The 11,735-nt window shown below is 72.1% G+C and carries 12 protein-coding genes; 7 read left to right on the top strand and 5 right to left on the bottom strand.

All coding sequences use genetic code 11. From position 1 onward, the window contains the following. Positions 1-123: 123 nt before the first annotated feature. The 4 genes from J7I97_RS09525 (at position 124) to J7I97_RS09540 (ending at position 3,206) form a co-directional block, all read left to right on the top strand. Positions 124-489: an Rv2175c family DNA-binding protein gene (locus J7I97_RS09525; protein ID WP_214932771.1), complete on the top strand. Its 366-nt coding sequence runs from the start codon at positions 124-126 to the stop codon at positions 487-489. A gap of 80 nt (positions 490-569) precedes the next feature. Next, positions 570-1,211, top strand: coding sequence for a thiamine phosphate synthase (gene thiE / locus J7I97_RS09530; RefSeq protein ID WP_214932773.1), 642 nt, complete (start codon positions 570-572; stop codon positions 1,209-1,211). A 69-nt stretch (positions 1,212-1,280) separates the two neighbouring features. After that, positions 1,281-2,195, top strand: a complete 915-nt coding sequence (metF, locus tag J7I97_RS09535) for a methylenetetrahydrofolate reductase [NAD(P)H] (protein ID WP_214932775.1) — start codon at positions 1,281-1,283, stop codon at positions 2,193-2,195. 51 nt (positions 2,196-2,246) lie between these two features. After that, positions 2,247-3,206: a hypothetical protein gene (locus tag J7I97_RS09540; RefSeq protein ID WP_214932777.1), complete on the top strand. Its 960-nt coding sequence runs from the start codon at positions 2,247-2,249 to the stop codon at positions 3,204-3,206. A 74-nt stretch (positions 3,207-3,280) separates the two neighbouring features. Here the strand turns inward: J7I97_RS09540 and J7I97_RS09545 are convergent, their stop codons facing one another. From J7I97_RS09545 to J7I97_RS09565, 5 genes are all read right to left on the bottom strand, one after another. Beyond that, positions 3,281-4,690, bottom strand: coding sequence for an NAD(P)/FAD-dependent oxidoreductase (locus tag J7I97_RS09545; protein ID WP_214932779.1), 1,410 nt, complete (start codon positions 4,688-4,690; stop codon positions 3,281-3,283). 84 nt (positions 4,691-4,774) lie between these two features. Then, positions 4,775-5,413, bottom strand: a complete 639-nt coding sequence (locus J7I97_RS09550; protein ID WP_214932780.1) for a DUF4126 domain-containing protein — start codon at positions 5,411-5,413, stop codon at positions 4,775-4,777. Positions 5,414-5,521: 108 nt separating this feature from the next. Next, positions 5,522-5,923: a DUF3040 domain-containing protein gene (locus J7I97_RS09555; protein ID WP_214932782.1), complete on the bottom strand. Its 402-nt coding sequence runs from the start codon at positions 5,921-5,923 to the stop codon at positions 5,522-5,524. Positions 5,924-6,307: 384 nt separating this feature from the next. Then, on the bottom strand, positions 6,308-7,066 hold the full coding sequence (locus tag J7I97_RS09560) for a methyltransferase (protein WP_214932784.1): 759 nt from the start codon (positions 7,064-7,066) through the stop codon (positions 6,308-6,310). A gap of 73 nt (positions 7,067-7,139) precedes the next feature. After that, positions 7,140-7,625 (bottom strand): SAV_6107 family HEPN domain-containing protein, encoded by a 486-nt coding sequence (locus J7I97_RS09565; protein ID WP_214932786.1) that lies wholly within the window; start codon positions 7,623-7,625, stop codon positions 7,140-7,142. A gap of 207 nt (positions 7,626-7,832) precedes the next feature. Here J7I97_RS09565 and J7I97_RS09570 point away from each other — a divergent pair, with 207 nt between their 5' ends. From J7I97_RS09570 to J7I97_RS09580, 3 genes are read left to right on the top strand one after another with little or no spacing between them, the layout of a single operon-like run. After that, entirely contained in the window at positions 7,833-8,759 is a 927-nt protein-coding gene (locus tag J7I97_RS09570) for an ATP-binding cassette domain-containing protein (RefSeq protein WP_214932788.1), read from the top strand. Beyond that, positions 8,731-10,818 (top strand): YhgE/Pip family protein, encoded by a 2,088-nt coding sequence (locus J7I97_RS09575; protein ID WP_214932790.1) that lies wholly within the window; start codon positions 8,731-8,733, stop codon positions 10,816-10,818. Before J7I97_RS09570 ends, J7I97_RS09575 begins: the two co-directional genes overlap by 29 nt. 29 nt (positions 10,819-10,847) lie before the next feature. Then, positions 10,848-11,486 (top strand): TetR/AcrR family transcriptional regulator, encoded by a 639-nt coding sequence (locus J7I97_RS09580; protein ID WP_214932792.1) that lies wholly within the window; start codon positions 10,848-10,850, stop codon positions 11,484-11,486. Positions 11,487-11,735: the final 249 nt, after the last annotated feature.

Raw genomic sequence — 11,735 nt, forward strand, 5'->3', positions numbered from 1 at the left:
GCGGGCCGGGTGGGCCCCGGGTGGGCCCAGGGCGGGCCGGGCGGAGGCCCGGTGTGGGGCGGCGGCGCCACGGACGGGCGGCCCGGGTACCGGCGGCGAGTCCGAGATGGCAGGCTTGTGCCCGTGACCGAGATTGACGCAAAGATCGATGCCCTTGTCCCCGCATGGCTGTACCTCCCCGACATCGCCGAGATGCTCAACGTCGAGGTGACCCGGGTCCGCCAGATGGTCAAGGAAGGTCAGCTGCTCGCCGTGCGCCGCGGCGAGAACCGCTCCCTCCAGGTGCCCGCCCCCTTCATCGACGGCGACAAGGTCGTCAAGGGCCTGGTCGGCCTGCTGACCGTGCTCCGGGACGACGGCTTCTCCGACGGCGAGATCCTGGAGTGGATGTTCACCGCCGACCCCACCCTGCCCGGCACCCCCGTGCAGGCACTGAGCGAGAATCGCGGCACGGAGGTGAAGCGCCGCGCTCAGGCGCTCGCCCTCTGACCTGATCCGCATCCGCTCCATCAGCGGTGTACGGGCCGAGAGCCCGGCCCGTACACCGCCACCACCCCGGGGGTACACCCATGCAGCAGCTGTCCGATGCCCGGCTCTACCTCTGCACGGACGCCCGCAAGCGGCAGGGTGACCTCCCCGAGTTCCTCGACGCCGCCCTGGCCGGCGGCGTGGACATCGTCCAGCTCCGCGACAAGGGCATGGAGGCGGGCGAAGAGCTGGAACACCTCCAGGTCTTCGCCGAGGCGGCCCGCCGCCACGGCAAGCTGCTCGCCGTCAACGACCGCGCCGACGTCGCCCACGCCATCGGCTCCGACGTGCTGCACCTCGGCCAGGGCGACATCCCCGTACCCGCCGCCCGCGCCGTCCTCGGCAAGGCCGTGCTCATCGGGCGCTCCTGCCACGCCGAGGCCGAGGTCGACGCCGCCGTCGCCGAGCCCGGCGTGGACTACTTCTGCACCGGCCCCTGCTGGCCCACCCCCACCAAGCCCGGCCGCCACGCCCCCGGCCTCGGGCTCGTCCGGTACACCGCCTCGCTCGCCCAGGACCGGCCCTGGTTCGCGATCGGCGGTATCGACGGCACGAATCTGGACGAGGTGCTCGACGCCGGCGCCACCCGCGTCGTCGTGGTTCGCGCCATCACCGAGGCCTCCGACCCGGGTGCCGCGGCCGCCGACCTGGCCAAGCGCGTACGGGCCCGCGTTTCCTCGTAAGTGTCCAAAAATGCGTCCAAGGGATGGACAGCACTTCGGAGTCCGTCGGCCCCCGTCTAACCTGCCCGTATGGCCCTTGGTACCGCTTCCACCTGGACGGATCGTGCACGCACGGTCCGTGACCTGCTGGCGTCCGGGAGCTCCTACTCGTTCGAGTTCTGGGCCCCCAAGACCGAGAAGGGCCAGCGCAACCTCTGGGACGCGCTGCGCCGCGTCGAAGCGGTGGCCCCGAGCTTCGTCTCCGTCACGTACGGGGCCGGCGGCTCCACCCGCGACGGCACGGTCCGGGCCACCGAGCAGATCGCCGCGAACACCACCCTGACCCCGGTCGCGCACCTCACCGCCGTGGACCACTCCGTCGCCGAGCTGCGCCACGTCATCGGCCAGTTCGCCGACGTCGGCATCCGCAACATGCTCGCGCTGCGCGGAGACCCGCCGGGCGACCCCATGGGCCCCTGGGTGGCGCACCCCGAAGGCGTGCACTACGCCGCCGACTTGGTCCGCTTGCTGAAGGAGTCCGGCGACTTCTGCGTGGGCGTCGCGGCCTTCCCCGAGATGCACCCGCGCTCGGAGGACTGGGACACGGACATCTGTCACTTCGTGGACAAGTGCCGCGCCGGTGCCGACTATGCGATCACCCAGATGTTCTTTGATCCGGAGAATTATCTGCGGCTGCGCGACAGCGTCCAGAAGGCGGGCTGCGAGACCCCTATCATCCCCGAGGTCATGCCTGTTGTGGGGATCAAGCAGCTCGACCGGCTGCCCCAACTGAGCACCGCAGTCTTCCCCGCGGCCGTGAAAGAGCGCATGCTCGCCGTCAAGGACGATCCGGCCGCTGTACGCTCCATTGGCATCGAGTTCGCCACGGAGTTCTGCGCGCGGCTGCTGTCCGAGGGTGTCCCGGGGCTGCACTTCATCACGCTGAACAATTCCACGGCGACTCTCGAGATCTACGAGAACCTGGGCCTGCACCAGCGGGCCTGATCGGCCGTCCCCCCGTTCCCGCGCCGGCGGCCGTACCGAGAGGGGCCTTGCATGGGAATGACGGTCCTCTACATCGCGTTCGGTTTCGTCGCGTTGTGGCTGCTTGCCGAGGTCCTGATGCAGTACAAGGCCCGGCTGCGCTGGCGCCTGCTCGCCTTCGCCGGCTTCCTCGGCGTGGTCGCCGGGGTGGTGCTGCCCTCAGTGCTCGTCATCGGCGTCGGCGCGGCCGCTTTCGCCGTGGGCCAGACCCTGGTGACGCTCTCCTTCCGCAAGGGTTTCGAGGCCGGCTGGGCGCTGCGCCGCGGCGGGGAGCCCGTACGGCAGAACAGGCGGCGCCGCGCGGGCGGTCCGCGCCCGGCGCCCGTCCTGGAGGTGACCGGGCTGGAGTACGGGTCCCAGGCCCCGGACGGGGACGGCTCCGACGCCGACGAGCGGGATCAGCAGCCGCAGTTCCAGGCCGCCGCGGCCGAGGACGTCTACAGCCCTCAGCCGCTGCCCGACGACACCGGCTCGTACGGGATCCAGAGCTTCGCCCCCACCGCCGGCACGGGGGAGACGGCGGGCTTCGCCTCGCCCTACACCACGGCCGAGCAGGACGCCCACCAGTACGCCGCGTACTACGACCCGCAGTCCCAGTCGCAGGGCGCCGGCTACGACTACACCACCGGCTACCCGGCGGGCGAGCAGCAGGTCTACGCCGCCTACTCGGACCCGTACATCGGCACCGGCGGCGCGGTCTCCCCGCAGCAGCCCGCCAACTACGACGACTACGCGGCCTACACGGCCTACACGGCTTCCTCGTACACCGACTACACCCCGGACCCCTACGCGACGCCCGCCGGGCAGCAGCAGTACTCCATGGACACCCCGCCCGGCGGGGTCTGGGTCCCGCACCAGCGGGATGTCGCGCAGCCCTACCCGGGCGAGGAGCAGGGTCAGTACCCGCAGCAGCAGCCGCAGGGGTACCCCTACCAGGGCGGCACGGGCGAGTACGAGCAGTACCGCTACTGAGAGCCACCGAGAGCTACTGACGCCGTCGGCGGTTACCGGCGGCTACGGCGGCTCACCGGCGCCTCACCGGCCGCTCACCGGGAGCCGCGGAAGTCCGCGCCCTCCACGATCAGCCCGGCCACCAGCGCCCCCGTCATCCCGGCGTGCGGGAGCCCGCCGCCGGGGTGCGCCCAGCCGCCCGCCAGGTACAGCCCGGGCAGGGCCGTGGTGTTCGCCGGGTGGAGCAGCCGGCCCCCGGCCCCCGCGAGGGCGGGCGCGGGGACGGAGCCGTCCACCGCGCCCGTGGCCTCGGCGATGTCGCCGGGGGTGCGCAGCTCGTGCCACAGCAGCCGCTCCCGGAGCCCGGGGACAGCACGGGCGGCCGTGGTCAGCAGCTCCTCGGCGGAGGGCGCCGGCGACCCGGAACGCACGACGGCGTGCACGGTGACCGCCTCGTGCTCCGCGTCGGGCCGGGTGGCCGGGTCGTCGGGGCGCAGCACGGTGACCGAGTCCAGCAGGGTGCGGTGCACGGCGTCCCCTGGACGGGCGCCGCGCAGGGCGAGGAACAGGGTGTACCAGTCGGCGAGGCCCGTGTTCCGGGCGGGCGGGGAACCGGGTACCGGCGGGATCGACGGCGCGATCGGCAGCTGCCTCGGGTCCACCCCGCAGACCACGGCGTCGGCCGCCGCCTCGGTACCGTCGGCCAGCAGCAGCCCGGCCGCCCGGCCGCCCCGCGCGAGCACCTCCCGTACCTCCGCGCCGAAGACGAAGGCCACCTTCCGCTCCAGGCACCGCTCGTACACGGCGGTGGCCAGCGCCCGGATGCCGCCGCGCACGTACCAGCTGCCGAAGGTCTGCTCCATGTACGGCAGTACGGCCGCCGAGGCGGGCGCGGTCGCGGGATCGAGCCCGTACGCGCCCACCCGCGCGGTGAGCAACTGCGCGAGCGGTCCGCCCAGCTCGCGGTCGGCCACCTCCGCGAGGGTCGGCGGCCGGCGGCGCAGCAGCCCGCTCTTGCGCAGCGCGGGGTACGGGTCGCCGCCCAGCGCCTGCCAGTCGGGGCGCAGCGGCTCCTCCAGCAGCGGGCGGCGGGTGGCGTCCCAGGCGTCCCGGGCGCGGCCCAGCACCGCGCTCCAGCGCTCCCCGGCGCCCGCGCCGAAGGTCTGGTCGAGGACGGCGGCGGCGCCGCCGCGCGAGGCGTTGGGGAGGGTGACCACCGTGGCGTCGGCCAGGACGTGCCGGACGGCCGGGTCCACCTGGACCAGCTCGACGCAGTCCTCCAGCGGCCGCTTGCCGGTCTTCACGAACAGGTCGCGGTAGACGGCGGGCAGATGCAGCAGCCCGGGCCCCGTGTCGAAGGCGAAGCCGTCGCGCTCGTACCGGCCGACCGCGCCGCCGTACGTCGTCCCGCGCTCGTACACCGTCACCTGGTGGCCTGCCACGGCCAGCCGGGCCGCCGTCGCCATCGCGCCCATGCCGGCGCCGATCACCGCAATTCGTGCCATGCGGCTGAGCCTACCGAGCGGGACCGAGCGGGACCGAGCGGGACCGAGCGGGACCGAGCGGGACCGGTGGGGGATCGAGGGAGGTCAGAAGGGCCGGCCGGGTGGTGGCGCCCCCGTGACGGCGCGGGCCTCGGCGGCCAGCCTCCTCTCCTCGCGACGCTGGGCGCGGCGGCGCAGGAACCGGCGGATCCGGCTCCAGAGGTAGATCATCAGAGCCAGGCCGATGGCCAGCAGGACACCCGCGATGATCGCGGCGGCCTCGGGGTTGAATATCGCGAAGGTGATCAGCCCGGCCACGCCGAGGTCCTCGGCGATGCTCACCGCCACGTTGGTGAACGGCTCGGGCGAGCTGTTGATCGCCATCCGTGTGCCGGCCTTGACGAAATGGCTGGCCAGCGCCGTGGAGCCGCCGACCACCCCGGCCGTGATGTCGGAGAGCGAGCCGCTCTGCCCGGCCAGCAGCGCGCCGATCACCCCGCCGGACACCGGACGGATCACCGTGTGGACGGTGTCCCATATCGAGTCCACGTACGGGACCTTGTCGGCCACCGCCTCGCAGAGGAAGAGCACGGCGGCGATGATCAGCACGTCGGTACGTTGCAGCGACGCGGGGACCTCGTCGGTCAGACCCGTCCTGCCGAAGATGCCGAGCAGGAGGACCACGGCGTATGCGTTGATCCCACTGGCCCAGCCGCTGGTGAAGACCAGAGGGAGCACACTCACCGGATCATCATGCCCGTAGAACGGGTGATCCAGTAGGCCCTGCGGAAAAGAAGAACGAGGGGACGGGCGCCTGGCGGCGGCCGTCCCCTCATCCACATCCTGTGGGGCTCACTGCCCCTGTTCATCGCGGCGGCGCTGCCACCGTTCCTCGATTCGGTTCATCATCGACCGACGCTGCCGGTTCTGGCCGTGGGCCGAACCGCTTGCACTGCCGGAGACGGGCTGCTCGCCAGGCTTGGGCGCCTTGCGCCAACCGGTGACCACGAGAACGGTGCAGCCCAGCATGACGAGGAAGCCCACCACGCTGATCCAGAGCACGTTCGGAATGATCACACCGGTCATGAGGAGCGCGATACCCACCACAATGCCTGCGACTGCCATGTAGACCCGTCGCCGGGTGTACGTGCGCAGTCCGCTTCCCTCAAGCGCTGTCGCGAACTTGGGATCTTCGGCGTACAGCGCTCGCTCCATCTGCTCGAGCATTCGCTGCTCGTGCTCCGAGAGCGGCACGGGAGTCCTCCTCATCCGTCGGTCGCGGGGGTAGCGACCAGGGGTCCCCTTCAGGATAGGCGGGGAATCGCCCCCGTGACACCCGCCCTCTACGCCACGTTTCGAAAACCGGCCTTGCCTGAAAACAAGCACGGCCTGAAAACAAGCACGGCCTGAAAACAAGCACGGCCTCAAAACAAGCACTGCCTGAATCCAGGTACTGCCTGAATCCAGGTACTGCCTGAATCCGGGTGCTGCGCCAAACCGTACCGCCGCAGGCGCGGTCACTGAGGCGCTTATTCCCCAATGACCCGGTCACCATGCCGGTCGGTGCCCCCGATCATACGGGGCGGACCGCCGGTTCGGCGGGTCTCCGGCCGACTGGCTCCCGGCATGCGTCGCAGATCAGGCGGGCTTCTCGCCAAGGACGTGCAGCTGCGTGGCGACCGCGTGGAAGGCGGGCAGCTCGGCGGCGGCCTCCTCCAGGCGCAGCAGTGCCTCGACGGCGCCCGGCTCGGTGTCCACCAGGACGCCGGGGACCAGGTCGGCGAAGACCCGGACGCCGTGCACCGCGCCGACCTCCAGGCCGGCCCCGCCGACCAGTTCGGCGAGCTGCTCGGCGGTGAAGCGGCGCGGCATCGGGTCGCCGGAGCCCCAGCGGCCGGCCGGGTCGGTCAGCGCGGTACGGGCCTCGGTGAAGTGGCCGGCCAGCGCGCGGGCCAGGACGGCCCCGCCGAGGCCGGCGCCGAGCAGGCTGAGGATGCCGCCGGGGCGCAGGGCGGCGACCGCGTTGGCCACACCCTCGGCCGGGTCGTCCACGTACTCCAGCACGCCGTGGCAGAGCACCACGTCGTAGGCGTCCCGGTCGACGACGTCCAGCAGGCCCTGGGCATCACCCTGTACACCGCGGACCAGGTCGGCCACGCCTGCCTCGGCGACGCGGCGTTCCAGCCCGAACAGCGCGTTCGGGCTGGGGTCGACCACGGTGACCCGGTGGCCCAGCCGGGCCACCGGCACCGCGAACTTGCCTGTGCCGCCGCCGGTGTCCAGCACGTCGAGCACATCCCGCCCGGTCGCCTTCACCCGGCGGTCGAGGGCCTCCTTGAGGACCTCCCACACCACGGCGGTGCGAAGGGAGGCGCGGGGGCGGGAAGTGTCCGACACGGCTGATGGCTCCTCGGCGCGGTAAGGGTGAGCGGTCCGAGCCCCACCCTATTGCCTCCGGCAGCCGGGCATCTCATCCCGCGTTCGGACGCTCCGGACGCGGCTGCGGCAAGGCCTGGGCGGCCGTCGGACGGAGGGCCAGCATCCGCTCCACCAGGCGCACGAACATCGCCACCTCGCGCACCAGGTCGTCCGCGTCCCGGCTGCTCGCCGCATCCCGTATGCCTGCCTCGGCCCGGGCCCGGCGGGCGGCGCCGGAGGCGAACAGGGCGCTCCACTCGGTCAGCTCCGGCGCTATCTCCGGGAGGACCTCCCAGGCGCTGCGGATCCGGGGCCGCCGCCGCGGGTTCACCGGTTCGGGCCGCCCGCGCGCGGCCAGCACGGCCGCGGCGGCGCGCAGCGCGGCGAGATGGGCGGTGGCGTACCGCTCGTTGGGCCGGGGCAGTCCCGCGGCCTCGGCCAGGCCGCTGCGGGCTTTGGCGAGCAGGTCGAGGGCAGCCGGCGGGGCCACCGACTTCCGGGGGACGGGGTGGACAGGGGACGGGGACGGTGTGGCCATGACGAACCTCCTGTCGTTGCGGTGTTGCTGTCGCGTTGTCCTGACTTGTCGTGGTGCGTGGATCCATCGTGACGGCCCCCACTGACAATCGCGCTGACCTGCGGTTTTGATCTCGCTGTCCGGGTAACTGCCCCCTTGCGCGCGGCGGGTTCGGACGGGGATGCTAGTTTTTGAACTGACCAGTCAGTTCAAAAGGGAGGGGACGGCGTGGACAGCCCGCACGGCGCGGCCGTCAAAGCCGAGGACTTCGGACTCAAGGGGCCGCGCGGCTGGGTCTTCCGGGGCGTCGGGATCGACGTGGCGCCCGGCTCGCTCATCGCGGTCGAAGGGCCTTCCGGCAGCGGCCGGACCTGCCTGCTCCTCGCCCTGACCGGCCGGATGAAGGCCACGGCGGGCCACGCCGAAATCGCCGGCCACCGGCTGCCGAAGCACATGGCCGCGGTCCGCCGGATCACCGCCCTCGGCCCGGTCCCCGGCGTCAACGACCTCGACCAGGCGCTCACCGTCGCCGAACAGCTCCGCGAGGGCGCCCTGCTCCAGCGCCACTACGACGGCCCGGTCCGCGCCCTGCTGCGCCCCCGCGCCGAGCGCCGCACCTCCAGCGAGGCCCGGATCGATGCCGCGCTGGCTGCCGCCGGCTTGGACCTCGCGACCCTGCCCAAGGGACCCCGTACCTCCGTGCGCGACCTGGAGCGCCTGGAAGCCCTGCGGGTCTCCGTGGCCATCGCGCTGCTGGGCAGCCCGCAGCTGCTGGCCCTCGACGACCTGGACCTCAAACTCTCGGACGCCGAGCGCGCCGAGGCCTGGGCCCTGCTCCACTCGATCGCGGCCCGCGGGATCACGGTCATCGCGGTGTGCAGCGAGGCCCCGGACGACGTGACGGTCCTGCGCACGGCCGAGGCCGACGAGCCGGCCCCCGAGCCGGCCGCGGAGACCGTCTCCGAGGACACCGGCGACGACACCGCCGAGGACACCGGGGAAGACACCGGGGAAGACACCGGCGACGACAACGCCGACGACACCGGGGAAGACACCGGCGACGACAACGCCGACGACACCGACGACGAAGACGAAGACGAAGAAACGACCACGAAGGGGGCGGACGATGCGCTCGCCGAAGCTCGCCGCGCTTGAGCTGAAGCGGTTCGGGCGGGGGAAGCTCCCCCGGGCCGCTCTCGTCGCGCTGCTCCTGCTGCCGCTGCTGTACGGCGCGCTGTACCTCTGGTCCTTCTGGGACCCGTACAGCCGCCTCGACAAGGTGCCCGTCGCCCTCGTCAACGCCGACAAGGGCGCCACCGTGGACGGCAAGCACCTCGACGCCGGCGGCGAGATCACCAAGAAGCTGCACGACAGCAAGACCTTCGACTGGCGTGAGGTCAGCGCCCAGGAGGCGGCGAAGGGGCTGGAGAACGGGACGTACTACCTGTCCCTCACCATGCCCGCCGACTTTAGCGAGAAGATCGCCTCCAGCTCGGGCGAGGACCCCGCCACGAGCGCCCTCCAGGTCCGCACCAACGACGCGAACAACTACATCGTCGGATCGATCTCCCGCACCGTCTTCTCCGAGGTCCGCTCGGCCGCGTCCACCAAGGCCTCCCGCGGTTTCCTCGACAAGATCTTCGTGTCCTTCTCCGACCTGCACGATAAGACGGCCGAGGCCGCCGACGGCGCCGACAAGCTGAAGGACGGCGCCGACAGGGCCCAGCAGGGCGCCAAGGCCATAGCCGACGGACTCGACACCGCCAAGGAGAAGAACGGCGAGCTCACCGGCGGGCTGAAGAAGCTCAACTCCGGCGCCGGCGAGCTGGAGACCGGTACGAGGGACGTCGCGAACGGCACCCAGATCGTCGCCGACAAGGTCAACGCCGCCGCCTCCAAGGCCCGCCCCTTCCTCAAGGACCCCAAGCAGCTGGCCGACACCGCCGAACTGGTCGCGGACACCGCCAAGGTCGTCAACAACCACCTCGACACCTTCTCCGACAAGGCCCCGAAGGCCGCCCGGCTCAGCAAGCAGGCCTCGGCCCTCGCCGACCGCGTCTACACCAAGACGTGCGTGACCCCCCTCATCAAGCCGCTCCCCGCGACCTGCCCCGACCTCAAGAAGCTGAAGGACACCACCGCCGAGGCCGCCGAGCTCTCCGGTGACGTCGACACCCTGGCCAAGGACTCGAACGGCGACCTCCGCAAGCTCAAGAGCCAGCTGGCCGACCTGGAGAAGGACGCCCGCGACCTCGCCGAGAAGGCCCCCGGCCTCTCCGGTGACCTCGAAACGGCCGTCGCCAAGGCCAACGCCCTCAACACCGGCGCCCACAAGGTCGCCACCGGCATGGCCCAGCTCCACACCGGCCTGACCAGCGCCTCCAAGGGCTCCGCGGCCCTCGGCGAGGGCGTCGGCAAGCTCGGCGACGGCGCGCACCGCCTCGACGGCGGCATGTACAAGCTCGTGGACGGCACCGGCGAACTCGCCGGCGGCCTGCACGACGGCGCCGAGAAGATCCCGGACTACGACGACCAGCAGCGCGACGCCCGCACCGAGGTCATGGCCGACCCGGTCAAGCTCGCCAACCAGTCCCTGCACAAGGCGCCGAACTACGGCACCGGTTTCGCCCCGTACTTCATCCCGCTCTCCCTGTGGGTCGGCGCGATGGTCGCCTACATGCTGATCGCGCCGCTGAACCGGCGGGCCCTGGCCGCGGGCGCCTCGCCCTGGCGGATCGCGCTCGCGGGCTGGCTGCCCGTGGCCGGCCTCGGCGCCGCGCAGGTGGCCGCGCTGATGTCCGTACTCCACTGGGGCCTCGGCCTGGAGATGGCCCGCCCGGCCCTCACCATCGCCTTCCTGATGCTGGTCACCGGCTGCTTCGCGGCCATCGTCCAGTGGCTCAACGCCAAGTTCGGCGCGGCCGGGCGGATCCTGGTGCTGGCCGTCCTGATGCTCCAGCTGACCTCGGCCGGCGGCACGTACCCCGTTCAGACCAGCCCGGACTTCTTCAACGCCATCCACCCGTACCTGCCGATGTCGTACATCGTCGAGAGCCTGCGCCGGCTCATCACGGGCGGCGGTCTCGGCCCGGTGTGGCAGGGCTGCGCGGTCCTGGTGGCCTTCACCGCGGGCGCCCTGGCCCTCACCGCTCTCGCCGCCCGCGGCAAACAGGTGTGGACGATGGACCGGCTGCATCCGGAACTGAGCCTGTAGGAAGCGGTTGACCTGTGAGAATCAGCGCCATGGAACGCAGCAGCACCGGTACGGGTACCGGGACCGGCGGCAGCCGCCGGCAGGCCACCCGGCAGAAGCTCTACGAAGCGGCCGTCACCCTCATCGCCGAGCAGGGCTTCTCCGCGACCACGGTCGACGAGATCGCCGAGCGGGCGGGCGTCGCGAAGGGCACCGTCTACTACAACTTCGCGAGCAAGAACGAACTCTTCGAGGAACTGCTCCGGCACGGCGTCGGCCTGCTGTCGGCGTCGCTGCGGACGGCGGCCGAGGAGACCGAGGCACGGGGCGGCAGCCGGGTCGAGGCCCTGGACGAGATGATCCGGGCGGGTCTGGTCTTCATCGACCGGTACCCGGCCTTCACCCAGCTGTACGTCGCGGAGCTGTGGCGGACCAACCGGGCGTGGCAGTCCACGCTGATGGTGGTCCGGCAGGAGGCGGTCGCGGTGGTGGAGACCGTGCTGCGGGAGGGTGTGGAGCGGGGTGAGCTGAGCGCGGAGATCGATGTGCAGCTCACCGCCGCCGCGCTGGTGGGGATGGTGCTGGTCGCCGCGCTGGACTGGCAGTCGTTCCAGAGCGAGCGCTCGCTGGAGGACGTGCACTCGGCGCTGTCGCTGCTGCTGCGGGGCCGGGTCAGCGGGAGCCGCTGACCCCCCAGTCGGCGGTGCCGCGCCGGGGCGGGGCCGAGTAGAACTGAGTATCCGTACCCAGGCGCGGAAATGAGTACGCGTACGGATGGGCTCCCACCTGCGGAAACGGCAGACTGGGGGTACGGGCGGGGGCGCTCGGCCCGCACCGCGGACACGGGGCCGCGGAGCGGGCCGGGTACCTCGTCCCTCACCGGGAGGGCAGGAGTACGGGCCACCCCGGTCGCGCGATACGCCGGTGCGGCGGGGCTC

Source organism: Streptomyces sp. ISL-87, assembly GCF_018614095.1.
Taxonomy (GTDB): domain Bacteria; phylum Actinomycetota; class Actinomycetes; order Streptomycetales; family Streptomycetaceae; genus Streptomyces.

Coding starts and splice junctions, on each gene's coding strand:
- thiE (WP_214932773.1), top strand. CDS start 570: ATGCAGCAGCTGTCCGATGCCCGGCTCTACCTCTGCACGGACGCCCGC.
- metF (WP_214932775.1), top strand. CDS start 1,281: ATGGCCCTTGGTACCGCTTCCACCTGGACGGATCGTGCACGCACGGTC.
- J7I97_RS09540 (WP_214932777.1), top strand. CDS start 2,247: ATGGGAATGACGGTCCTCTACATCGCGTTCGGTTTCGTCGCGTTGTGG.
- J7I97_RS09545 (WP_214932779.1), bottom strand. CDS start 4,690: ATGGCACGAATTGCGGTGATCGGCGCCGGCATGGGCGCGATGGCGACG.
- J7I97_RS09565 (WP_214932786.1), bottom strand. CDS start 7,625: ATGGCCACACCGTCCCCGTCCCCTGTCCACCCCGTCCCCCGGAAGTCG.
- J7I97_RS09575 (WP_214932790.1), top strand. CDS start 8,731: ATGCGCTCGCCGAAGCTCGCCGCGCTTGAGCTGAAGCGGTTCGGGCGG.
- J7I97_RS09580 (WP_214932792.1), top strand. CDS start 10,848: ATGGAACGCAGCAGCACCGGTACGGGTACCGGGACCGGCGGCAGCCGC.